Raw genomic sequence first — 21,322 nt, 5'->3', positions numbered from 1 at the left:
GTTTGGCCGGCGGAGGTCTTCGCTGGCACCAGCCCAGAGATGGTCAGGCCAGCGGCGAGCATCGGCTTGGGCTCCCCGCCTCGCCGGCCAGACTACGCCGACTGGTAAAGGCGCCGATCGCGCGGAGTCCAGTTCAGACGGTCTAAGCAGTCCCGAGCGGAAGCGATCGCATCGGCGGAGCGAGCAGATCACTCTCGTCAGCATAGCCGCGCCGATCACGAGCAAGGGACCGAGCGACTGAAGCCGTTGGACACCTTCTTTGCGCTCGCAGATCACTTTGGACAGACCGGCCAGGGTCAGCAGAAATCGCGCCTCGACAGCCTCCTTGCAAAGCTACCGCGCCGTGTCAGACCTAAAAACGAAATGGGAGGGCGTGGCCTCGCAGCGCCGAATTCGGGCGATCGCGTGTTGAGTTTAAACGTGCTGATAAGCGGCGGCCCGCTCCGTCCTTCACGCTCATATTTCGACGAAACAGCCTCCAATGCGTGACGGTGGTCACGAACTATGGTTCGGCGGCATCGTACATTGACCTCCTCACCACGCCAGAGGAGTCGCACAATGGCCTCGTTCACGTCGAACTTCGAAGATGCGCTGAGCATTCGCGCACCCGAGCTAGCTCAAGCCTCCACGCCCGCCGCGGTGAAGGCGATCGTCGAGGATGCACGCTCAGAGGCACAGAAGCGTACGATCCCAAACACGCTCGTCTACCAGATCACCGTTGCGGTACTGGGTATCGCCGTCCTGACCGTCATCGGGGCCCAGCTCTGGATCACTCTCGATACGAGTGGGGCGGAGATCCCCGACGGCATCATCGCCATCGGATCCGCCGCGATAGGCGCACTGGCGGGCTTGCTTGCACCGCCCCCCTCCGCTTGATCCCGTGTATCGCAAGGCGATCGGCACGGGCCAGGATCCGGATGTCGCTCACGCCGACGGCACGCTGATCGCCATTTCGCGCGACGAGGTCCAGCCGAGCGACGCGTAGAGGGGGCGGCCCTGCTCCGTGGCGTGGAGGACGATATATTCGAGGCCGCGCCCTCTGGCGCCGTCCATCGCCGCGGCCATCAGCCGTTTGGCGAGCCCCTGGCGGCGGTGGCTCGGCTCGACATAGACGTTGAGGATGTAGCCCCTTCTGTCGCTGGTCGGATGCGAGGGGTGCGGCGGCCACTCGATCGCCATCATGCCGAGCCCGGCGACCACCGTCCCCGACTCCTCGATCATCCAACCGAAATAGCGGCCGTCCTCGAGGCGCGGCGCAAGCCAGTCTGCAAATGGTGCCTTGAGTTCCGCGATCACAGCCTCCGGCCGGCCGCTGTCGCGGAACATCTTTTCGCGGTGGCGCTGGATGGTCTCGAAATCGGCGGGCCCGAGCGGGCGGAGCATAGGCATGGCCCGCCTTACGAGCGGCGGCGCCGAATAGGCAAGGAGGGCGGGCCGGCTCGAGCGGCGATGCGTGACAAACCACCCCGTCCGCGACACTCTGCCGGCTGCCATCATCGGAGGAGAGGCTCGCATGGCTGTGATCCGGCCGGAATTGGGAACCGAAGGTCTCGCCGAGGACGCCCATCGAATCCGTCTTGCCGGTCGGATCGAGACCCTGCTCTACCCGCCCCTCTGTCCCAATTGCGGCCACCGCGCGACCGAGACGCTGCCGATCACCAAGGTGTTCCAGTTCAACCATGGCGATGACGGGCCCTGGCAATACCGGATCGCGCACGCCGCCCCACTGTTCTGCACCGATTGCATTCGCCGACACCAGGCCGAATGGCAGCCGCTCACACGGGCCGAGCGCGTGAAGAGTGTCGTCGTTTCCGAGCTCGCTCTGCCCGGCTTCTTGACGGCGGCATTCGCCCTGTTCCTGCTCGGCGACAGTCTCCGCGAATTCATCGAAGAGCCCGGTCGGGAATGGCCGATGATTGCCTTCGCAGCGCTGCTCGGGTTCGTCTCCTGGCTCTGCTTTCGCGCCGCAGCCTCCAGCAACGCGCATCGGCGGGTCGCGGCCGTCAGCAGCATCCAGCGTGCGTTCGATTTCGGCGACGACGACAGCACGGTGTTCGCCACCATCCAACGCACTTACGCCATCCGCGACGAGGGCAGCGCCGAGGCATTCGAGCGCCTCAACGCCGCACGGAGCGCCGCCCTCACCAGCCCAGAAGCGAAGGCCCGGGAGAACCGCCGGACGTGGACGTTCGGCCTGATTCTCGGCGGGCTCGTCCTGCTCTACTGGTGGTTCGAGTAGAAGCCGGGCGAGCCCGCCGCGCCCGTCGGACGTCCCTGCCCACCCGCCAGGTCAGGCCGCCTGCCGGAACAGGTCCATCTCCTCGGCCACGGCGCGGGCGACGCTGGGCCGGGCCGCCAGCCGGTCGCGATAGGCGGCGACCGCCGGCCAGCGGCCGAGATCGATCTTCACGTAAGGCGCCCAGTTGAGCACCGCCGCCAAATAGGCGTCCGCGACGCTGAAGCTGCCGAGCAGCCAGTCGCGCCCGGCAAGATGGGCATCGAGATAGTCGAACCGCTCCGGCGCCAGCGACCGCGCATAGTCGCGCGCGCCGTCGTTCGAGTTGCGCCCGAGCAGGGGCGCGAACACGGCCTTGTGCAATTCGCTGCCGACGAAGCTCAGCCATTGCTGCAACCGATAGCGTTCCGGCCCCGCCGCCGGGGCGAGCCTCGCCTTGGGAAAGCAGTCCGCGATATATTGGAGCACCGCCGCATTCTCGCTGAGCACGTCGCCGTCCACCGTGCGGATCGCCGGGACGAGGCCCTTGGGATTGATCTCGCGATAGTCGTGCCCCTGCGTCGTCTTGGTCGCGGCATCAACGTGGTAATAGCCGGCTTCGGCGCCGGCCTCGTAGAGAGCGATGCGGGCACCCAATGAGCATGCCAGCGGGGAGAAATAGAGATCCATGACGCGTCCTTCCGGCTTGTTGATTTCCATACAATCCGGTACAAAATGCATGACGTCAAGGATTCTTTGCGAAATGGTACAGAATGAGTCGACCCGCCGCCGCGGGCGCCCGCCCGCCTTCGATCGGGACGACGTGCTGCTCAAGGCCCGCGATGCCTTCTGGCGCAGCGGCTATGCCGCGACCTCGCTCGACGACCTCGCCGCCGCCACCGGGCTCAACCGGCCCAGCCTCTACGGCGCGTTCGGAGACAAGCGCGCGCTCTACCTCGCGACCCTCGAACGCACCCGCGCCGACATGCTCGCCGCGCTCGAACGGGCGCTCGCCGCACCGGGCCCGCTCCGGCTGCTGCTGACGCGCCTCTATGCGGGCGCCGTCCAGCTTTACCGGCGCGGCGATCCGGCCGGCCGCGGCTGCTTCCTGGTCGGCACCGCCGTCACCGAAGCGGCGGTCGAGAATGAAGTGCGGACGGTGCTCACGGTCTCGTTCGAACAACTGGACGGCGCCTTCGAGGCCAAATTCCGCGAAGCGCTGGCCGAGCTCCCGCCGGGCGCCGATCCCGTCGCCCACGCCAAGCTCGCCACCGGCATGCTCCACACGCTGGCGGTCCGCGCCCGCGGCGGCGCCAGCGAAGCCGAGTTGCAGGCAGTGGCGGATGCCGCGGTGACGATGCTGTGCGGCGCAGGAACAAAGGACGGGGTTTAGCGAGGCGTCCCGCATCTTTCCTCAGCCCCCCGCTGCCCTCACCCTCCCGCCCCTGCGGGCCGGGCCCCTCCCTCTCCCCGAAACGGGAGCGGGGAACAGCATGCCTGCGTGTCCTAGAACAATGCCTGGCTGCGACCGAGCCGCGCGCCTTTTGCGTCGCGGAGGCCGGTGAGGATCATCTCGCCGTCTTCGGCGACGCGGAACTCGCCATAAGCGGCCTTGGCATAGACGTCCGCCTGGCCTTCTTCGAAGAAGAAGGCGTTGGTTGCGAATTGCGGTTCGCCGGCGCGGATGCGGTAGCGCAGCGCGACTTCTCCGGGGCCGAGCGGACGGCCGTCGGCGAACCGGCGAAAGTGGCCGACACCTTGTCCATCGCGCAGGACCACCAGGTGGCCGTCGCTTCCGGGCTGCGGCGCGCCGAACCTGCCGGCGCCGGGAAAGGCCTGGTCGGCGGCCTCGAAGCTCAGCCGCATGTAATCGCCTTGCATCAGCGAGCGCGGATCGACCGGGCTCAGCTTCAGCAGGACCAGTGACCCGTGCCGGACCAGCTGCTCGCGCTGGTAGATGCCGAAATTGATCAGCGCGAGCACGGCGAGCCCGGCGACGAGCGCGATGCGCTTAGCCATTGGCCTCTCCCATGGCCGGCGAGGAGAACCACCCGCGCACGAGCACGGCATGGGCGGCGAGCAGGCAAAGGCCGGTCGCCGCGAGCATGCCCGATTTTCCGAGCAGGGTGAGATGCAGGCTGTAGTAGAAATGGGCGACGAAGCCGAGCAGGGCGAGGGTGCCGAGCGTGAGCAGGATGCGATTGCCGGCGGCGAAGCCGAGCAGCAGGATCAGCATGGCCGAACCGAGACCGGGCGCGGCCAGAGCGAGCAGGCCGAACAGGAGGGCGGCCCCGCCGGCGGCGAGCCGACGCGCCGGCGGAAGCGCCTGCCGCCCGCTCTCGGCCAGTGCGATCCAGACGAGCAGGGCAGCAACCGCGCCGCGGCCGATCAGCGGCCCTTGCAGCTCAATCCAGCGCACCGACTCGCGGGCAAGGCCGAACAGGTCTTCGGCGCCGAACAGCCGAAAGGTTTCGATCAGCAGCAATGCGAGGACCAGCCCGTAGCCGAGCGGCCGCCACAAGCGCCCGTCTGCGGCCCAACGCTGCGGCGCCAGCCAGATCCAGACGAGGCCGGCGCCGAGCAGAGGCGCGGAAAGGCCGTGCAGACCATATTGGTTGATCGCCAGCGAAAGCGCGATCGCGGCGCCGCTGCCGGCCAGCACCCGGTGCAGGAAATTGGGCACGGCCAGCGCCAGCGCCGCCTCAGCTCCCGCAACCGCGAGGAAAAGAGACGCCATGTCGGGAGACAGGATGGCGGCCAGCCCGACAACGATCAGCATCTGTCCGGCCAGGCTGGCGGCGAGTGCGAATTGTTCGGCGAAGTCATTGTCGTCGAAGCGTCTGAACAGGCCGAACGCGCCGGCGCAGCAGGCCCCGCCGGCGATCAGCGCGACAGAACCGTCCCTGAACACCTGATCGAAGGTCACGCCGACGAACAGCAGCAGGAAGATGGCGCCGAGCCAGCCGGCAATGCCGAGCATCACCCGGACGAACCACGGTGCGGCGCGCGCCTCCGCGACCGGCCGCGCACCCTCGACGAGATGCTCGGCTTGCAGCCGCTCCCAAAGCTCTGCCGCGCTCACGCCCGCTGCTCCCGCGCCACCGATTTCAACCAGATCGCGCCGCCGGCCGACATGCCGAGCACGACCAGACCGGTGAGCAGGAAACCGCCGCCGTCGGCGCGTTCCATGACATGCTCAGCAAGGAAGAATATCACCACGACGATCAGGCTGAGCACCCCGCCGGCGAGCATGAACAGATCCGGCCGGACACGCCGGTACCAGCCATAGAATGCCGCAAGCCAGGCCGCATAAGCAAGCGCACCAAGGGCGCTGCCGTCGGCCGAAGAGCCGATCGCGCGGACGGCCAGCGCGGTGGCCATCGTGCCGCTCGCCACCGCAACGAGTCGCGGCGGCCAATCGTCATCGAGCCAGGACACGCCCCGGCGCTGCGCCGTTTCCCACAGGATCAGAGCGAGCCCGTTCACGCCATAGAGGCCCCACAGCAGCAGCCCCTCGGAGTGGGAAAGGTCGGCAAAGAGATAAAGTGCGAGGTTGAGCAAGGCGAGCCAGACCAGCCACAAGGGGGCGAAGCGGCCGACCAGCACCCAGGGGAGAATCAGGACCGCCCACCAGGCGAACAGTTCGAACGTGTCGGCACCCGTCTGATAGACCTGCCCGGCAAGCGCCAGCAGCGCCCCGGTCAGCAGGACGAGCAGCAGCAACAGGGCCTTCCCCGGCAGGCCGTCGAGCCCGACGCGCCAGACGCCGAACAAAGCGGCGACCATCGCCGCCTCGACCAGGCCGAATTTGCCGAAGCGGCCGAGATCGTCCCAATTGAATGCGAAAAAGAAGATCAGCGCCGCCGCGAGCGCGACCGTGCCGAGCCAGAGGGTGAGCCGGCCAAGGAACGCGTGCCAGTCGGCACGGGTCGGCAGCATGCCGGCGGCGCGGAGCACCGCATCCTCGCCTCCCGGAACGACGCGCCCTGCATCGAACCAGTCGAGAACATCCTCGCGAAATCGGCTCATCCATCCCCCGGAGCGGCCCCAATCCCCGGTAGCCTACCAGCGAATGGCGCCCGGCGCCAACTCGGCCGCAGGCACGACGCCCACTAAGGCACGAGGCCCGGTCGGACGGCGGGCGCGATCAACAGCGCCAGGAGAACCCGTCATACCAGTAGGAACGACACGGATTGCGCCAGGTCTTGCGTGCCTCCGACCGGGTTGGTCCGCCGTCCTGCGCCAGCCGCTCGCCCTCGGCCGCCCAGCCGCCATCGCCGATGCCGATGCCGTCGGCATAAACATGCCCGCCACGATCGCGCCGATCGCGGCCGGGCCGGTCTCGTCGGTGCCGTCCGTCACGGTCGCCGTTCCAGCTCCAATCGTCCCGGCCCCATTCGCCGCGGCCGCCGTCTTCGCCGCGGCGGCCGCGGCCGTCCCAGCCGCCACGCCCGTTCCACCCGCCGCGACCATATCCGTCGCCGCGGCCCACACGACCCCCGCCGACCGGGATGCCGCGGCCCTGCCAACCCGTGCCGCCGGGCCGCCAGTCGCCGCCGCTCCACCCGCCCGGCCCTCTGCGAACGCTGTCGACCAGGCCGACCCGCCCAGGTCCGCGCACCGGCCCGGCGCCGGAACCGGGTCCGGAAACGACGCCGCGAACGCCTGCGCCGCGCGCCTGCGCCTCGGGCGCGTGCGAGGCGGCGGACGCCATCGCAGCCAGCAGGAAGGCGGTTCCGAACACGATCTTGCGCATCTTGTTTCTCCTTCGGCGGCAGGCGGAAGCGAAACGAGCGGACATGCGGGATGTTGCATGGCGCGGGTCCCGGTTTGAGACGGCCCTCACCCTCCCACCCGGCCAAAGCCGGGCGGGGCGTCCCTACGGACTCCCCTCACCCTCCCGCCCGGCCAAAAGCCGGGCGGGGCGTCCCTACGGACTGCCCTCACCCTCCCACCCGGCCGAAGCCGGGCGGGGCGTCCCTACGGACTCCCCTCACCCTCCCGCCCGGCCAAAGCCGGGCGGGTCCCTCCCTCTCCCCAAATGGGAGAGGGAAAGTGGCGGACGGTTCCTTTTCCGCGTGAGGATCGGGAGCGCACGGGTAAGCCAGTGCGGGCTCCGTCGCGTGCGCATGCGAAAGCGCTCCGGCCCCTGCCACCTCGCCTGTCGAAGGGGCGGAGCAGCAACCCTCCACAGTCCGTCGACGCCACCGTATTGACCGATAATACGGTCGATTTTCGCGCGCCGGTTGCGCTGCGAGGAGGCTCGATATCAGCGGGGCAGGAATCCGAACGTCGGCTCGCCTGCCTCGCTGCGGTCGCGCTATCGGCCAACTTAGACCACCGTATTGACCGTTATTACGGTGGTTTTCACGCCATCGCCAAGTGGACGCTCGGTCGACGCCGGACCCGTCGCCTGCGCGCACGCGCCTGCAATCCTCGTGACGAAGGGCGTGCAGGCGTCCGGCGCGCGTGATTATTGGTCGGTCCTCGACCTTCAAGGAAGGGCGGCTCGCCCCGTGGTGGAGGGTTCGCTCGCGACGCGATGGTTCCTAGGGAGTTCGCAGGCCGGAGACAGGATGCGGAACATAGCGGGAACATCGACGAACGTCAATGTCGGGACGTGCGAAACGCGATTGCATTCGGCCTTCTCATCCTTCCTGTCGCCGTAGGCGATGGTGATGAGCAAGCCCGTTGTGCCCCGGCAGGACTGCAGGCTGCGGTGCAGCCTGCACTTGCTCATCACCAGCTGAAAGTTGGTGGAGGGGCCCTCCGGCGCCCAAAGCCCCTCCACCGCACTTTGTGCGGTCCCCCTCCCCATCGCTTGCAGCGACAGGGAGGACTGAGTGCTTCGACGAGGCAGGCTTGACCAATTTCTTGGGTGCGTCGACCGGGGTGACGCGAGCCAAAAGATCGAGCGTCTCGACCAGGCAATGATTGCCCGTGCGGGAGAACGCCTCGGCGCTCCGAAGCAAGAGCGCCGGCGTCTCACAGGATGCGAGACGCCGGCGCCGAGATCAGTGTCGCAATCAGGGGGGAGGAAAGCAACGCCGTGCGTAACCCGTCATGTGCCGGCGGGTTGCGACGCAGGGGTGGCGGTGAGACGAAGCGTGCCCGGCGGACGGCGCGCGGACGACCGGACGGTTGCTCCGCGATCGGGCCGACCGCATCGATAATCGGGGAAGCAGAAGCGACATTGCCCGTCGAACAGGATTGCCGCGCGGATCCGAGACGCGGTGCACAATAATCGTCAAACTCCCCGGGCGCAGCACCGCCGGACCATCGCCGGCGCGGGTTCCGGATCGTGGCGCAATCGTTCCATCAGGGCGGAACCTTCCCGCCCGCGGTGCCGTTCAAAGCGAGCGGGCCGGGCCCCTCTGACGATCTCCATCGGGATCGTGATGTCGGACCGCATCGGGTTCGCTCGGTGCTGGTCGATCTTTGCGCACCGCACCTCACCGGATCCGTATCTCACACCAGGGCGCACCCGTCGGTGCGCCGCGCACAAGGGATGCATGATGCAAGACGACCTTCAGGACGACACGCTGGCCAAGCTGCAGGACGAGAAAGCGCGGCTGGAGGAGCGGCTTCGGCTGCTCGACACGGCGACCGCGTCGGAGCGTGCCGACGGCCCCGTCACCGAAAGTCCCGAGAGCGTCCGGGACCAGCTCGGTCAGGTGAACCGGCTGATCGCCGAGCAGGCGCGGAAGAGCTGATCGCAGCGGGCGGCGGGGCACCCGCACATCCGGCCCTCCGCCGCCCGCCCCCTCTCCTCGACGCGTGTTGCGAGCCTCCCCGCGAGCCGCCATGATCCGCAGGTGCCAAGCGCTGCGGACGACATTATCGGCCTTTACCGGCGCCATGCCGCCGCCTGGACGCGAGCCCGCGGCACGCGTCTGCCCGAGCGCGGCTGGCTCGACCGGTTCCTCACCCTGGTTCCGACCGCCGGCACGATCCTCGATCTCGGCTGCGGCGCCGGCGAACCGATCGCCCGCTACCTGGCCGCCAACGGCCGTGCGGTCACCGGCGTCGATTCCGCACCCGAGATGATCGCCCTGTTCCAGCACAACCTGCCGGAGCAGCGCGGCCTGGTCGGCGACATGCGCACGCTGCGCCTCGACCGCGCTTTCGACGGCCTGCTCGCCTGGGACAGTTTCTTCCACCTCTGCCCGGACGACCAGCGAACCATGTTCCCGATCTTCGCCGCCCACACGCGGGCGGGCGCGCCCTTGCTGTTCACCAGCGGGCCCGACGAAGGCGAGGCGATCGGCACGTTCGAAGGCGAGCCGCTATACCATGCCAGCCTTTCCCCCGCAGACTACACTGCTTTGCTGGCCGACAGCAGCTTCGCGGTGGTGGCGCATGTCGCCGAAGACCTGGACGCCGGAGGCCGCACGATCTGGCTGGCGCGGCGGCGCTAGAGGTGCTCGGTTCCTCCGCTCTCGCCAGCCGTCTTCGCGCATTGCTTCCTCCAAGCCTCCGCGCCGCAAGCTCGGGATCACCCTCTTCGAAGGTGTCAGACCTGCACGTCAGCGCGTTCTCGGGTGGGCTTCGCGCATCTCCTCCTGCCGCCTCGAACCCACAGCGGCTGCCGGTTCCACACGAAGGCACGAAGGACCACGAAGCGGCGAAGGTCGCGTGCGAACTGCAATGCGCCCCAGTGATGAGACAAAAAGCTTAGACACAGATCGTCGTGCCTGCCGTCATCGGCTTCGCCGCACCGCCGAAGGCGATCGGCTGCCACGACGCCTGTATTGCTCCGGCGCGCGGCTTCCATTGGAATGCGGTCGCGGGGCATCTTGCGTTGCCGAAGCGCGTCGTGCCAGGCTCGGCGCGTGACCGGCCCGCTTCTCCTTCTCGCCCTGCTCGCCACTCCCCCTCTCGCCCCGACGGCAGCCGAGGCGCTGATGGCGGAGATCGAAGCGGCGGTGCGCCTCCCGGCGGGGGCAAGGCCGCTCGAGGCCTATGCCCGTCATTATGCCGTTGGCGCCGAAGGCGACATCATAGCCGCCTATGTCGTGCCGCTCGGACCGACCGGGCCGGACGAGACCTGCGAGGACTTGGGCGCGGACCTCACCGCACGTGCGGTGCCCTGCCCCGAACCCGCCTCCGGCACGCTTGCCGCCGGTCAGCGACGCTGGCTGGACGATTACCGGGACCTGCCGAACATCTTCGACGGCGGCTGCGGGGTGATCAGGCTTTCGATCGACCGGCACACGCGAAAACCCACGTACATTGCGTGCAACGGCCGCGGCTGAGGGGTAAGCCGTGACGTCCCGCAATCCTCACCCGTCGAGCATGGTCTCGACGGTGGTGCGCCAGTCGAGGATGAATTCGCGCATCAGCCGGTAATGGTCGGTGTCCTCGAACGCCACAGGCTCCAGGCCGTATTTGCCGAGGCGGAGCAGGCGGGCGCCGGGCAGCGCCATCAGGATCGGCGCGTGGGTGGCGAGGATTACCTGGGTCTTGCCGGCCGCGTGGATGCGGTGGAGCAGCTTCAGGAATTCGAACTGCCGGGTCAGCGAAAGCGCCGATTCCGGCTCGTCGAACAGGAAGATGCCCGGGCGCTCGCACCGTTCCTCGAAGAAGCGCATGAAACCCTCGCCATGGGAATGGGAGAGATAATCGGGCGGCGGGGCGAAGCCTTCCTTCGCCGCCTCATCCAGGTAGCGGGCGACGGAGAAGAAGCTCTCCGCCTTGAAGAACCAGCCCTTGCCGACCTTGGGCAGCCAGCTCGCCTTCAGCGCCGCGGCGAGATCGCCGCCGCCGCGGGCGAGCGCGCCTTCATTGTCGATCGTCCGATAACCGGGCCCGCCGCCGCCTTCGTCGAAGCCGGCGAGCACGGCGATGCCCTCGAGCAGGGTCGACTTGCCGGTGCCGTTCTCGCCGACGATGATTGTCACCGGCCGATCGAAGGCGAGCTCGAAGCCGGGATCGCGGAACAACGGCAGACAGAAGGGGTAAGCGTCGCGATCGGGCACGGAGGCGTCGTCGAGCCACACGCGCTTGAGATAGGGCGGCGGCAGATTGGTGTGGGGTCTTCCTCGGGCCATGCTCTCCCTTCCTCCGGGACAGCCTAGGGGCGCGGACCCGAAACCGGAAGTCGCTTCGCCCCGAGACCGAGCAGGGAGGATAGGTGCGCCGTCGGTGGTGGGCACGCGCTTGCCTGCCTCGTCACGCGCCGGTTACCCGCCGCCGCAGTGCACCCTCGCCGTTGCCGCACCAACCCGGTGTCGTCTGGTGCGTGAGCGGCCTCAGAACTCTCCCGCAACCCCGGCGCGGAACGCATTGTTCTTGTGCCCGGCGAACGAGAAGCCCACGCCGATCCCGACCGGAGAGTCACCGCCGAGGCGGTGCATGATCGAGCCGCCAAGCGCCTGCTCACCGCGGAAGGTCGACACGTTCAGCACGTAGCTCGTCCGCCCCGCCGCAGAGGGCATGGGTGCCTGCCCCATGGCCACCGCCGCTGCGATGCCTTCCTGCATGTCGCGGCGATCGAGCTCCCGCAGATCGAACAGAGTATCGACGCGTCCGCTCAGCGCAGCCTGTCCGGCCTGGAGCGCACTGATCGCCATGCCCTGGCTTACCGAGCCGAGCTGCAGCGCGGTGATCTGCGTTGCCTGGCTGGAGTTGACCGCCTCGACGGCAGCGATCTGCCCGTTCTGGGTGGTGTTGACGGTTTCGATCGCCGCAATCTGGCCCGCCTGTGTCGCCTGCCCCGCCTGCAAGGCACCGACCGCGGGGAAGAGCGTGGTGTCGCGCCCCAGCGTGCCCGACGCATCCACCGTCGCCACGCCGAGGGTTCCGGCCTGCGCCGCGCTGCTTGCCGCGATGTCGCCGACGCGAACGGAACTACCGGTGCCGCCGAGCGCCACCTGTCCAGCGGCGGTGGTCGCGGCTCCGGCGCCAAGCGCCACGGAGCCATCGTGTGCCGCGATCGCGTTCGGGCCGAGCGCAGCCGCATTTACCCCCTCTGCGCGGCTGTCGCGGCCGAGCGCGGCGGCGCCGTCCGCCGACGCCGCCGCCAGTCGGCCGATCGCGGTGCTCCCCACGCCGAGCGCGCTGCTGCCGCTGCCGAGAGCGGTCGCCTGCTCGCCCGTCGCACTGCTGTTGGCGCCAAGCGCAGTGCCGAGCGCACCTGCCGCCTCGCTCTGGGCGCCCAAAGCGACGGCCTGCACCCCATTGGCCTTGGCGAACCAGCCCAAGGCGGTCGCTTCCGCGGCGCCTCCGGTCGAACCGGCGCCGAGCGCGAGCGAGGAATCGCCGGTTGCTGCGCTCTGCTGGCCCAACGCCACCGAGAAGTTCCCGATGGCCCCCGCATTGTAGCCGATGCCGACGCTTCCGGACCCGACGGCAACCGACTGGGTTCCGAGCGCCGTTGCCTGCTCGCCGGTCGCCAAAGCCTGGCGGCCCAGCGCGACCGCCGCCGTCCCCTCCGATTTGCTCTCCATGCCGATGGCAAGCGCGTTGACGCCTTCGGCGCGCGCTCTGGCCCCGATTGCGCTGCTGCCGTCGGCGCCTGCACTCGCCAGCGCCCCGAGAGCGACCGACTCCTCGCCCAATCCCTGGGCCAGGGCGCCGATCCCGATGCTCGATCGCCCGTACCCGCCGCTCTGTGTTCCGATGGCGATGCTGAGGTCGGCCGTCGCTTGCGCCAAGGTCGAGATCGCGAGGCTCCCTGCTCCCGTCGCGAAAGCGGAATTACCATAGGCCGCCGCGCTGTTGTTCAATGCCCGGCTGAACTGTCCCGTGGCAATGCTGTTCGAGCCGGTCGCTTCTGCATTGAAGCCGCTCGCGATCGAGGCGGTGCCGGTTGCGCTGGCTCCCGAGCCCGTGGCGAGGCTGCTCGATCCCGACGCGGACGCGTTCATGCCGAAGGCGCTCGACAATTCCCCGAGCGCCGATGCGGCGCGGCCGGTGGCGGTGCTGCCCGGACCCGTTGCCTGGGCGCCGGCCCCGACCGCAGTCGCGTCGGGCTGCGAAGCCGCGGAGAACGCCCCGAATGCGGAGGACTGGTCCCCAGCGGCACCGGCCTCGAAACCGACCGCCATCGAGCGGACGCCGGACGAGGTGGCCAGATAGCCGACCGCAATCGCACCGGTGTCGCTCGCCGCCGCGCTGCGCCCGATGCCGATCGTGTAATCGGCGGCGGCGTCGCTCGACCGTCCAATGGCGATCGCCCCCTCGCCGCTTGCCGTTGAGAGCTTCGCCACGGCGACGCTGTCGAGACCGGTTGCGGCAGCATCGCTGCCGAACGCGCTCGAGAACACGCCCGATCCCACCGCATCGTTGCCGACCGCGCTGCTGCCGTCGCCCGTCGCCAGGCTGCCGTTGCCCAGCGCAATGGCATCGTCGCCGCTCGCCTCGCTGAAAGCCCCCAGGGCGGTGGCCTGGCCGCCCGACGCAGCGCTGTTCAGGCCGATGGCCGTGGCGCTCGGGCCATTGGCGATCGCGCCCTGGCCCCCGGCGAAGGCCGAGGGCGCAGAGGCGACCGCGCCGTTGCCGGTGGCGGTGCTGCCATCGCCGGTCGCCTGGCTTCCCGCACCCACTGCGGTGGCCTCGACGGCGGTACCGGTCGTCGAATTGGCGCCGCATTCCGTGCTGCCGGCACCGGCACCCGCGTTGCACGGCGGCGTCGGGTCCGCGGCCGCGGCGACCGCCCAGGAAAGCGCGCTGATCGAGGCAGCGGCGGTGAGCGCCACGCGCGTGGTCTTGGTCATGAATGGATCCCCCTTTTCGCGCGGCGCTGATCGGCTGCGCAATCGGGAGACCGCATAGAGCCGTTCCAGCCGTAACGATGTGGCACCGGCGGCACTGGATGGTGCGCGGGCGGAACAGCGCCGACTATCCCCGGCGGAACTCCGAGGGGCTCATTCCGAAGCGCGCCTTGAACCGGCGATAGAAGGTGGATGGCTCGAAGAAGCCGAACTCCGCCGCGATGTCGGCGATCGGCAGGACGGCTTGGGACGGCTGCAGAAGCCGGCTTCGGATCGCATCGAGCCTGCGATCCGCCACGTAATCGGAAAAGGTGGTTTCCTCATCCGAGAGGAGGCTTCGAACATAGCGTTCGCTGATCCCCAGGGCTTTGGCGGCACTCCGCGCGCAAAGCATCGGGCGGTGAAGATTGGCCGCGATGTGGCGCTGAAGGGCGAGCAGCCGCGCCGCACGTACGCCACCTTCCCTGGCTGCCTGCCTTGCATCCGCCGAGGCACCCAGCGCCAGTGCGAGGAGATCCGCAATGTGCTCGGCGATCCTCGGCGCCATCGCCTCCGTGATCGGCCGGCGTGCGATCCACCATTGATAATCGAACAGCAAAGCGGCCTCGGGGCTGCGGCGCTCGATGCAATCCGGCGCCACGTCTTCAAGGTCTGGCACCCGCTCCAGGAGCAGGCGCCGCTCGATCTGAATGTTCGTCTTCCACGACCCGTCCAGCGTTGCGGCGCTCCACGGACGATCGACCGGAATGACGCAGGCGGCGCCGGGCGCAATGTCCACATCGCTGCGGCCGTGCTGACGGAAGGCATAGCCACCGGCAGCCCACGTGATGCAGATGTCGTCGTTGCCGTCGGCGGTCAGATCGGGCCGCCGATCCCATCTGAGCGGCGTGGTGGTCGCCGCGATCATCATGATCTTCGGCAGGATCAGCGTCGAGATATCGAGATCGAGCGGCACCTCGATCGGGGCGATATCGACGCCGATGCCGATCCGGCCGTAAAATTCCCGGATGAGTTCGTCCCGCCGATGTTCGGGCAGCTCGCGGGTCGCAAACCTTCTCGTCGGAGCCAAGGCCGCGTCCGCACGCGCCGGCGCCGGTCCTGTCGCTTCTCTGCCTGCCGTCGCCACTCTGTGCCCCCTCCCATCATACTGGCACAAGCGTCGCGGAACGCAATCGCATGCGTATGTGGGGCGCGACTGCGGGACCGTTGCTGGAGTCGCGGCGGAGCGCTTCGCCATGGGCCCCGGAGGACATTCCTGCTCAGCGCATCGTCGCGCCACACGCGTTTGAGGCAAGACGGCGGCAGCTTGGTGCGGGGTCTTGCGCGGGCCATGTCCTGCCTCCGTCCCGCCTGCCCAAGGCAGCCGCAAGGCGAGCGGAGGAAGGTTCGGTCACGCGAACCCGCAAAGACGCGAAGGGGGACAGCGTCGTCCCTCCTGCCGAGTTTCCCTGGCCGACGGAGTTTTGCTGACGCGGGTCAGGGTCTCGCCCCCTTCCCGGCTTCGCGCCTTTGCGTGCCACGCGTCTCTATCCCTCATCGAGCGCGCGGGCGCTCGGGGCCGCCGCCGGGGTGCTGAAGCGGGCATGTTGCGGCAGATCGGGGTTGGGGGCGACGAAGGACAGCCGCTCCTCGACCCAGATCTCCTTGTCGGGCGGAAAGAGCTCCGGATCGTCGAGCGAGGCGGTGGTGACGTCGAACAGGCCGGGGCGATTGGCGCGCCGATAGCTGAGCGACGTGCCGCACCGCGCGCAGAAGCCGCGCTCGACTCCGGGCGAGCTTTCATAAACGGCGAGCGTGCCGGTGGTGATTTCGACATCGTCTTCGCCGAAGATCGCCCAGGCCAGCGACGGGCCGCCAGTCGCGCGGCGGCAGGACTCGCAATGGCAGAGCGAGGTTGCGCGCAGCGGACCGGTGATCCGGTAGCGCACGGCGCCGCACAGGCATCCTCCGGTGGCCATCTCGATCCTCCCCTGATTCGTGCCGGACGAGCCTACATCCCGGGAGCGGGGAAGCGCCACCGTGCGGTACGCCTTCTTTCCCCGCTAAGGCTGCGGCCACCCGTGGATACGGGTGCAATCATGGTCGGAGCATTTCCGGCCAGGCGCGTAGCGCGCCGCGCGTTCCCGCGACAAGCACGTCATTACACCCTCGAAACGACCCGCTTGCGCCCGGCGCGCAGAGGCGGTTTACTTGGCGGAAGAGAGCGGGAGGGGAAGAGATGAAGACGTTCGTTGCTGCAGCCTGCCTTGCCGCGCTCGGCACCGCTGCGCCGGCGCAGAGTCCGCGGCCGGTGCTGACCTATGAGAGCGCGGCCAAGATGCGCGACGGCTGCCTGGCCTTCGCCAGGAAAAACAAGTTGTCGGTCGCGATCGCCGTGCACGACGAGGCAGGGCGGCTGCTGACTTTCGCCCGCATGGACGACGCCTCGACCGCCGTCTCGGACACCGCTTTGTGGAAGAGCCGGTCGGCGGCGACCTACACCTATGCCAGCGCCGATACCGCCCGCTGGAACGTTCCCACCGCGCCCGGCATCGCCACCGCCGGCGGCGGCGTGCCGGTGTTCACCGCCGAGGGCCGCCCGCTCGGCGCGATCGGCGTGTCCGGCTCCCCAACCGAAAGCGACATCGCCTGCGCCGAAGCGGGGGTACGCGCGGCGGGGCTGCGGGCGACGCGGCCTTAGCGAGCGGTTCGCGGGCGGCGCGGGCCGTTGGCTGTCTCGCACAGTCGCCTTGTGCCTTCCGCCGGAGCGGCGGCCGGCCTTGAGACCGCTGTTTTGACGCGGTGCCGCGAAGGACACGATGATCGCAAAGGGTTCAGGAGTCGACTGCTTGCGATTCCTTTTCGCGCCTTTGCGTCCTTCGCGCCTTCGCGCCCAAGTACGGCCGTCGCGCCAGGCTCCGCCCTCGGATCGAATGCGGGTACTCGTGCTGCCATTGCTCCTGGACCGTGCATCTCCGGTTTCCCCGGCGAAGGCATTTTTGCCGCCGTTTCCACACTAAGCCACGAAGACACACGGAGCCGCAAAGCGATTGCCGCGAGGCGCTTGCCCTTCTTCGTGGCTTCGTTGTTTCGTGGCTCATGTGGAAGTGCGGGTCCCCCCGGTTCGCCGACGCGGATCGGCTTGCCGCCAGCTGGTTGCCGCACACGTGCCGAGCGATGACGTCTTACGTCATTGCTGCTTGCGTGGCGCACCGCTGGTGACGCTTGCAAACTCTCGACTTTCGTATGATCCGCGGAGACTCGTGACCCAGCCTCGACGCCGAAAGCTAGACGAAGAATGCTCTCTCCGCTCGCAATCCCGCCCTTGCCCGCGATCGGCCGGTGGGCGGCCCGCAAGGTCCATGGTAACAGGCGCAGCACGGATGGTTACCTGCTGACGGAACGGCACTTTATCGACGAGGATACGGAGTGGCGCCTGGGCCAGGCCTATCTCGGGGTCCTCGGCTTCCCGCTCTTCTTCATCGACCTCCTTATCGTCCGCATCTTCTTCGGCCATCTCGCCGAGCGCCACAGCGATGGCGCTCTCCACTTCGGATTCTGGTCCGACCTGGTATGGCAGCTGAAGCTCCTATTTCCGCTCGCCGTCATCTTCCACATCGGTGGAATGGCATCCATCGTACGCTTGTTTGTGGTGTGGGGCCAACTTGGCTTGCGCTCAGACCTGGGCGAGTAGCGGCCATTCACGGCCGCCTGAACCTTGCCTTGCCTGCCCCTCACTGCGTCCGCGGAGCTCGCAGTTGCCTTCAGAATGGCAGCGGGGTCTCCGGAGAGGCATCTTCGTCGCCGCGCCGTGTCTTCCAGGCGATCGCACCAACGTTGGGATCGGATTGGAGCCAATCCCCTACGACGCGCGCAACACCGAGGAGAGCATCGGGGTGGCCCGGATGCAGGATGAGGCGGTGGCGTCCATCCGTGAGCTCGAAAGCCACGGTGTGGAAGTTCCCTCGCCACCACGCAAATCGTACCTTGGTTTTGCGAAACGACAAGGCCACCTTGAACCCTTCCTGCGCACGGAGAAAGGCGCGGAATGCCACGGCCATCTCCGTTGCACTCCGATCGGCCGAGAATTCGACCTGATCCTTGGCAATGGGAGAATATCCAGCCGCACGCATATCGTCCGCGAACTCCGCCACGCCAGCGCGTCCCATACGCTTGAGAATAGCCGCGTCGTCGCCACCATAGCGGATACAATCGACTTCGCTGGACAGCATGACCTCGATGGTCTTGTCGACCTCAGCCGGGGCGATTGGCTGCTTGATGAAGAAGCAATGCGCCTCACCCGTGCTGAATAGCTCCGGCGCGATGTCTTCCGGGATTCCGCATAGAATGCAGCAATTCGGATCGACGTAGAATGGTCCGGGCGCTGCGTCAGGAACCTGGCTGGGCAATGGCACTCCCCTTCTGCGACGACTCCGGACGGATCAGACGGCCCGATCCTGCACCGCCTAGCCTGCACATGCAAAGCGCGTTGCGTATTGCGTCCGCAGAACCCGCCGCCCGCTGGAACGTGCCCACCGCGCCCGGCATCGCCACGGCCGGCGGCGGCGTGCCGGTCTTCACCGCCGAGGGCCGACCGCTCGGCGCGATCGGCGTGTCCGGATCGCCGACCGAAAGCGACATCGCCTGCGCCGAAGCGGGCGTGCGCGCCGCGGGGCTGCGGGCGACGCGGCCTTAGGCCGCGTTGGTGGCAGTGCTGGAGGCGGTCGGCGAGGACGCCTGAGGGAATCGGAGTGCGCTCCTATCGCGCAGCGCACGTCTTCATTAAAAGTACTGAGCAAGCCAGAGTGGATGTTCCCCGAGGGCGACGCGCGTTCCACGCCCCCAATTTTCGACGCGAAGGACGCGACGACCGCGATGATCGCGAAGAGTTTCACTGACGACGCCCGCTCTCATCCCTCTTCGCGCCATGGCGTCCTTCGCGATCTTCGCGTCCAAATGCGACGGTTGAGCGAACACGGGACTCGGAATGGTTCGCTCCGCATGAGCGCGTGTCGATCGGCGCGCCGTGGGGCATCTCCGCGGACGACTTTGACTCGCACATCCGCCGCTGGTTCCACACGAAGCCACGAAGGACCACGAAGCCGCCAACGATCTTTGGGACCGTGAGCCCTGAGCGGAGAATGGGAGGAGGTTTGAGGGCAATTGGATGCACTGTCACCCGAACCCGTCACCGGAACCCCTAAGGGCTCCGAGAGGTCTTCGCGATCTTCGCCTCAAAGTTCAGCGAATGCGTGCAAGCGAGCCTCGGAGGAACGGTGATGCGTCCGGGCTGATTCCCGCCAGATTGGCCTGCTCGGGCATCGAGGCCCGGGGACTGCCAAGAGAGCCGTTACTGTGGCCCGCCGAAGGGAAATACGCAGCCGTTGCGGACTCGGTCCGCACGAGCCAGACTGGATGCATGCGGAACATCCAGATCATCGATGGCGCGCGCAATGCGACCTTCAGCCTGTTCCAGGCCACCGACGCGGAATTCGCCGCGATCTTTCCGGGCGATCAGGACATGGCGCTGATCGAGGATGTGGTGGCGCGGCTGGGAGAGAGCGAAGCCGGGATCATCCTTTCCCGCATCTGGGAGCGCCCGATTCTGAAGAGGGACGCGCGAGGCATTTACGGCACGCTCTTCTACGATTGGATTGATCGCAGGGACGTTCTGCCGGTCACCAGGAGAGAGGTCGATTGGGACGAGCTTTCGATCAACGCTGCTCAACGCCGCCTCTTCCAGGCAGAGCGCTGAGGTTCGGCGAATTGAGTGGAGCATCAGCGCAATTAAATCAGCGCACTTTCACCGGAACTGCAAAACTCTCCCGCTGAAATCACACAAAGCTCTACAGACCTGGCGCCACCATCCTGAAGGACGATAGAGTCGAGTCTATTGAGGCCTGGCACCGTGAACAGCTTGAGGCATCATCCTCCTCAAAAACGTTGACGGATCCGCAACTGCCACAGACGTATATGTTGCTTTCCAACACCGACTCCACAGGCGATTGCGACTTAACCGTGATGCACAATCGAGGATCTGCCAAGGAGTATAGATTTTGAGGACGAGCTCCTGGAGTTGGAACCTCACCAGTTCGGACGACTGCACCCTGATCCGTCCAGATCTGGATCTTTCGACTTATGGCGTTCGAAGTCACCCTGAATATGTCGTTAGCTAGCTTCGAGATTGTGAAACTGGCAAGGTTTACCTTTCGCAAATCCTCTAAGCTATTACCAAAAAGCTCCAAGGTTCTCTGCTCCGAAAAAGCGCGGATCCCACGAGAAATGACGTTTCTACTAAGAGATCCGGCCACATTCGACGTCCGGGTTTGCTCGTCAATGATCGCCTTACATAACCTAATCATATCTCGAGGAGAGCCAACGGCGAGCACGCAGACCAGACTGTGAAGATCGTACTCTAAATCTTCAGGAAGAAGCTCATTCAGTGATGCAATGCTCCCCCCAGAATATGCCTTCAAACGCTCCCGAAGCATCGTACTCATCTCCTCCAGGTTCCAGTTGAGCGAGTACATCGGAATCCGGTCGGTCCTTGCACCCGAGGAAAGATACCTAGACTTGATCTGATCCCACAAGAAGAATTTGAATGCTACACCTCGGGTTTCAAGAATGTGCAAGTCGAGAAGTAAGCTCTCAATAAACTCGAATGAGGAGTTGGCGTCGTTCTGAGTCGCAAGAGTTTCATCAACCCGGTCAACCAGGACGTACACCGACTCAAATCCAAGCTTTGCAGCCACTCCAATAAGGCGTTCAAAATACGCCATAACCGTAGGCTTATTTATCTCTCGCTCACCCGCAATCAGCTCAATCTTGCCCATCTCAAACTTAGTAACAATCGCCGAGATCAGATTTACAATCTGACCGCCGTATTTTTTCACCAAATCCTCTGTTCTTCCTCGCCAATTACGCAGCGCAGCCACGATGGCTTGGAACTCGGCAACATTTATATCATACAGGAAAGTACGAGCAGCCTTAACTAAGAAGTCTCTGTCTGCCTGATCCAATCGGAGCTTCGCTTCCGGAGCATCCAGACGCACCAGGAGCGCGGTCGTTATCAGCCGAACCAAGTTCAGGAGGTGCCAATCGACTGTCGCATTCTTTAATAGAAAACGATCCGGCAGCACAAATCTATCATAAGTCAGACAAAGGAATTGATCTTCGAGACGCGCTTCACCTGAAGCTTTCTCAATCATAACTTTCTGAGCTGTCTTACCGCCTCCGCGCGGCGCGAATACGGTGCAGCTTTTCGGCTCGGTCGGGCGCCCCAAGACAGCATCGAAGAACGGTGGCGGCACGAAGTACGAAGAGAGATTCTGCTCCTCATCCGCGTTGGTAAGGATGAACGGATTTTCGCTGAATCCGCGCGAGCCGAGGAAGCTCTCCTTCGAAATTGCCATCT

At 66.7% G+C, this 21,322-nt stretch carries 22 protein-coding genes; 10 read left to right on the top strand and 12 right to left on the bottom strand.

Annotated features, from left to right (window positions below):
• Window positions 1-558: 558 nt before the first annotated feature.
• Window positions 559-876 carry a hypothetical protein gene (locus ETR14_RS15755; protein ID WP_129386072.1) on the top strand — a complete coding sequence of 106 codons (318 nt, stop codon included), beginning with the start codon at window positions 559-561 and terminating at the stop codon, window positions 874-876.
• A gap of 48 nt (window positions 877-924) precedes the next feature.
• Here the strand turns inward: ETR14_RS15755 and ETR14_RS15750 are convergent, their stop codons facing one another.
• The gene (locus ETR14_RS15750; protein WP_129386071.1) at window positions 925-1,389 is read right to left on the bottom strand and encodes a GNAT family N-acetyltransferase; all 465 of its coding nucleotides are present in this window, start codon (window positions 1,387-1,389) and stop codon (window positions 925-927) included.
• Window positions 1,390-1,513: 124 nt separating this feature from the next.
• Between ETR14_RS15750 and ETR14_RS15745 the strand changes: the two genes are divergently transcribed.
• Window positions 1,514-2,239, top strand: coding sequence for a hypothetical protein (locus ETR14_RS15745; RefSeq protein ID WP_129386069.1), 726 nt, complete (start codon window positions 1,514-1,516; stop codon window positions 2,237-2,239).
• Between the two features lie 51 nt (window positions 2,240-2,290).
• Here ETR14_RS15745 and ETR14_RS15740 read toward each other — a convergent pair whose 3' ends face one another.
• On the bottom strand, window positions 2,291-2,905 hold the full coding sequence (locus ETR14_RS15740) for a glutathione binding-like protein (protein ID WP_129386067.1): 615 nt from the start codon (window positions 2,903-2,905) through the stop codon (window positions 2,291-2,293).
• A gap of 73 nt (window positions 2,906-2,978) precedes the next feature.
• On the opposite strand from ETR14_RS15740, the gene ETR14_RS15735 reads away from it, so the two are divergent.
• Complete coding sequence (locus ETR14_RS15735) at window positions 2,979-3,608, top strand: TetR/AcrR family transcriptional regulator (protein ID WP_129386065.1); 630 nt, start codon at window positions 2,979-2,981, stop codon at window positions 3,606-3,608.
• 113 nt (window positions 3,609-3,721) lie between these two features.
• Here ETR14_RS15735 and ETR14_RS15730 read toward each other — a convergent pair whose 3' ends face one another.
• The 4 genes from ETR14_RS15730 to ETR14_RS15715 all read right to left on the bottom strand — a co-directional run bounded on the left by ETR14_RS15730 (window position 3,722) and on the right by ETR14_RS15715 (window position 6,971).
• Window positions 3,722-4,234, bottom strand: coding sequence for a GDYXXLXY domain-containing protein (locus ETR14_RS15730; protein ID WP_129386063.1), 513 nt, complete (start codon window positions 4,232-4,234; stop codon window positions 3,722-3,724).
• Entirely contained in the window at window positions 4,227-5,297 is a 1,071-nt protein-coding gene (locus ETR14_RS15725) for a DUF4401 domain-containing protein (RefSeq protein ID WP_129386061.1), read from the bottom strand. Before ETR14_RS15725 ends, ETR14_RS15730 begins: the two co-directional genes overlap by 8 nt.
• Entirely contained in the window at window positions 5,294-6,244 is a 951-nt protein-coding gene (locus tag ETR14_RS15720) for a DUF2157 domain-containing protein (protein ID WP_129386059.1), read from the bottom strand. Before ETR14_RS15720 ends, ETR14_RS15725 begins: the two co-directional genes overlap by 4 nt.
• A gap of 118 nt (window positions 6,245-6,362) precedes the next feature.
• Window positions 6,363-6,971, bottom strand: a complete 609-nt coding sequence (locus ETR14_RS15715; protein ID WP_129386057.1) for a hypothetical protein — start codon at window positions 6,969-6,971, stop codon at window positions 6,363-6,365.
• Between the two features lie 1,756 nt (window positions 6,972-8,727).
• Between ETR14_RS15715 and ETR14_RS15710 the strand changes: the two genes are divergently transcribed.
• The 3 genes from ETR14_RS15710 to ETR14_RS15700 all read left to right on the top strand — a co-directional run bounded on the left by ETR14_RS15710 (window position 8,728) and on the right by ETR14_RS15700 (window position 10,470).
• On the top strand, window positions 8,728-8,928 hold the full coding sequence (locus ETR14_RS15710; RefSeq protein WP_129386055.1) for a hypothetical protein: 201 nt from the start codon (window positions 8,728-8,730) through the stop codon (window positions 8,926-8,928).
• Between the two features lie 102 nt (window positions 8,929-9,030).
• Window positions 9,031-9,633, top strand: a complete 603-nt coding sequence (locus ETR14_RS15705; RefSeq protein WP_129386053.1) for a trans-aconitate 2-methyltransferase — start codon at window positions 9,031-9,033, stop codon at window positions 9,631-9,633.
• A gap of 414 nt (window positions 9,634-10,047) precedes the next feature.
• On the top strand, window positions 10,048-10,470 hold the full coding sequence (locus ETR14_RS15700; protein WP_129386051.1) for a hypothetical protein: 423 nt from the start codon (window positions 10,048-10,050) through the stop codon (window positions 10,468-10,470).
• Between the two features lie 27 nt (window positions 10,471-10,497).
• On the opposite strand, the gene ETR14_RS15695 is transcribed toward ETR14_RS15700, so the two are convergent.
• From ETR14_RS15695 to ETR14_RS15680, 4 genes are all read right to left on the bottom strand, one after another.
• A complete protein-coding gene (locus tag ETR14_RS15695) occupies window positions 10,498-11,265 on the bottom strand; it encodes an AAA family ATPase (RefSeq protein ID WP_129386049.1) in 768 nt (255 codons plus the stop codon).
• A 201-nt stretch (window positions 11,266-11,466) separates the two neighbouring features.
• A complete protein-coding gene (locus ETR14_RS15690; protein WP_129386047.1) occupies window positions 11,467-13,932 on the bottom strand; it encodes a hypothetical protein in 2,466 nt (821 codons plus the stop codon).
• A 124-nt stretch (window positions 13,933-14,056) separates the two neighbouring features.
• Entirely contained in the window at window positions 14,057-14,998 is a 942-nt protein-coding gene (locus ETR14_RS15685; RefSeq protein WP_165356468.1) for a helix-turn-helix transcriptional regulator, read from the bottom strand.
• A gap of 457 nt (window positions 14,999-15,455) precedes the next feature.
• Window positions 15,456-15,887 (bottom strand): GFA family protein, encoded by a 432-nt coding sequence (locus ETR14_RS15680; RefSeq protein ID WP_129386043.1) that lies wholly within the window; start codon window positions 15,885-15,887, stop codon window positions 15,456-15,458.
• Window positions 15,888-16,147: 260 nt separating this feature from the next.
• On the opposite strand from ETR14_RS15680, the gene ETR14_RS15675 reads away from it, so the two are divergent.
• Both ETR14_RS15675 and ETR14_RS15670 read left to right on the top strand, forming a co-directional pair.
• Window positions 16,148-16,609, top strand: coding sequence for a heme-binding protein (locus ETR14_RS15675; protein WP_129386041.1), 462 nt, complete (start codon window positions 16,148-16,150; stop codon window positions 16,607-16,609).
• A 597-nt stretch (window positions 16,610-17,206) separates the two neighbouring features.
• Window positions 17,207-17,602 carry a hypothetical protein gene (locus ETR14_RS15670; RefSeq protein ID WP_129386039.1) on the top strand — a complete coding sequence of 132 codons (396 nt, stop codon included), beginning with the start codon at window positions 17,207-17,209 and terminating at the stop codon, window positions 17,600-17,602.
• 70 nt (window positions 17,603-17,672) lie between these two features.
• Here ETR14_RS15670 and ETR14_RS15665 read toward each other — a convergent pair whose 3' ends face one another.
• A complete protein-coding gene (locus ETR14_RS15665) occupies window positions 17,673-18,317 on the bottom strand; it encodes a ferredoxin (protein WP_129386038.1) in 645 nt (214 codons plus the stop codon).
• A gap of 80 nt (window positions 18,318-18,397) precedes the next feature.
• Here ETR14_RS15665 and ETR14_RS28405 point away from each other — a divergent pair, with 80 nt between their 5' ends.
• Both ETR14_RS28405 and ETR14_RS15655 read left to right on the top strand, forming a co-directional pair.
• Window positions 18,398-18,604: a heme-binding protein gene (locus tag ETR14_RS28405; protein WP_165356467.1), complete on the top strand. Its 207-nt coding sequence runs from the start codon at window positions 18,398-18,400 to the stop codon at window positions 18,602-18,604.
• 723 nt (window positions 18,605-19,327) lie between these two features.
• Window positions 19,328-19,663, top strand: coding sequence for a hypothetical protein (locus ETR14_RS15655; RefSeq protein WP_129386034.1), 336 nt, complete (start codon window positions 19,328-19,330; stop codon window positions 19,661-19,663).
• 91 nt (window positions 19,664-19,754) lie between these two features.
• Here ETR14_RS15655 and ETR14_RS15650 read toward each other — a convergent pair whose 3' ends face one another.
• The gene (locus ETR14_RS15650; protein ID WP_129386032.1) at window positions 19,755-21,320 is read right to left on the bottom strand and encodes a P-loop ATPase, Sll1717 family; all 1,566 of its coding nucleotides are present in this window, start codon (window positions 21,318-21,320) and stop codon (window positions 19,755-19,757) included.
• Between the last annotated feature and the right edge of the window lie 2 nt (window positions 21,321-21,322).

Source organism: Sphingosinicella sp. BN140058, from assembly GCF_004135585.1.
Lineage (GTDB): Bacteria > Pseudomonadota > Alphaproteobacteria > Sphingomonadales > Sphingomonadaceae > Allosphingosinicella.
This window is presented reverse-complemented; position numbering and strand designations above follow the sequence as displayed.

What these genes read in the sequence shown, in the direction of transcription:
- ETR14_RS15755 (WP_129386072.1), top strand. Translation starts at nt 559, where the DNA reads ATGGCCTCGTTCACGTCGAACTTCGAAGATGCGCTGAGCATTCGCGCA.
- ETR14_RS15750 (WP_129386071.1), bottom strand. Translation starts at nt 1,389, where the DNA reads ATGCCTATGCTCCGCCCGCTCGGGCCCGCCGATTTCGAGACCATCCAG.
- ETR14_RS15745 (WP_129386069.1), top strand. Translation starts at nt 1,514, where the DNA reads ATGGCTGTGATCCGGCCGGAATTGGGAACCGAAGGTCTCGCCGAGGAC.
- ETR14_RS15740 (WP_129386067.1), bottom strand. Translation starts at nt 2,905, where the DNA reads ATGGATCTCTATTTCTCCCCGCTGGCATGCTCATTGGGTGCCCGCATC.
- ETR14_RS15735 (WP_129386065.1), top strand. Translation starts at nt 2,979, where the DNA reads ATGGTACAGAATGAGTCGACCCGCCGCCGCGGGCGCCCGCCCGCCTTC.
- ETR14_RS15730 (WP_129386063.1), bottom strand. Translation starts at nt 4,234, where the DNA reads ATGGCTAAGCGCATCGCGCTCGTCGCCGGGCTCGCCGTGCTCGCGCTG.
- ETR14_RS15720 (WP_129386059.1), bottom strand. Translation starts at nt 6,244, where the DNA reads ATGAGCCGATTTCGCGAGGATGTTCTCGACTGGTTCGATGCAGGGCGC.
- ETR14_RS15715 (WP_129386057.1), bottom strand. Translation starts at nt 6,971, where the DNA reads ATGCGCAAGATCGTGTTCGGAACCGCCTTCCTGCTGGCTGCGATGGCG.
- ETR14_RS15710 (WP_129386055.1), top strand. Translation starts at nt 8,728, where the DNA reads ATGATGCAAGACGACCTTCAGGACGACACGCTGGCCAAGCTGCAGGAC.
- ETR14_RS15695 (WP_129386049.1), bottom strand. Translation starts at nt 11,265, where the DNA reads ATGGCCCGAGGAAGACCCCACACCAATCTGCCGCCGCCCTATCTCAAG.
- ETR14_RS15690 (WP_129386047.1), bottom strand. Translation starts at nt 13,932, where the DNA reads ATGACCAAGACCACGCGCGTGGCGCTCACCGCCGCTGCCTCGATCAGC.
- ETR14_RS15680 (WP_129386043.1), bottom strand. Translation starts at nt 15,887, where the DNA reads ATGGCCACCGGAGGATGCCTGTGCGGCGCCGTGCGCTACCGGATCACC.
- ETR14_RS15675 (WP_129386041.1), top strand. Translation starts at nt 16,148, where the DNA reads ATGAAGACGTTCGTTGCTGCAGCCTGCCTTGCCGCGCTCGGCACCGCT.
- ETR14_RS15670 (WP_129386039.1), top strand. Translation starts at nt 17,207, where the DNA reads ATGCTCTCTCCGCTCGCAATCCCGCCCTTGCCCGCGATCGGCCGGTGG.
- ETR14_RS15655 (WP_129386034.1), top strand. Translation starts at nt 19,328, where the DNA reads ATGCGGAACATCCAGATCATCGATGGCGCGCGCAATGCGACCTTCAGC.
- ETR14_RS15650 (WP_129386032.1), bottom strand. Translation starts at nt 21,320, where the DNA reads ATGGCAATTTCGAAGGAGAGCTTCCTCGGCTCGCGCGGATTCAGCGAA.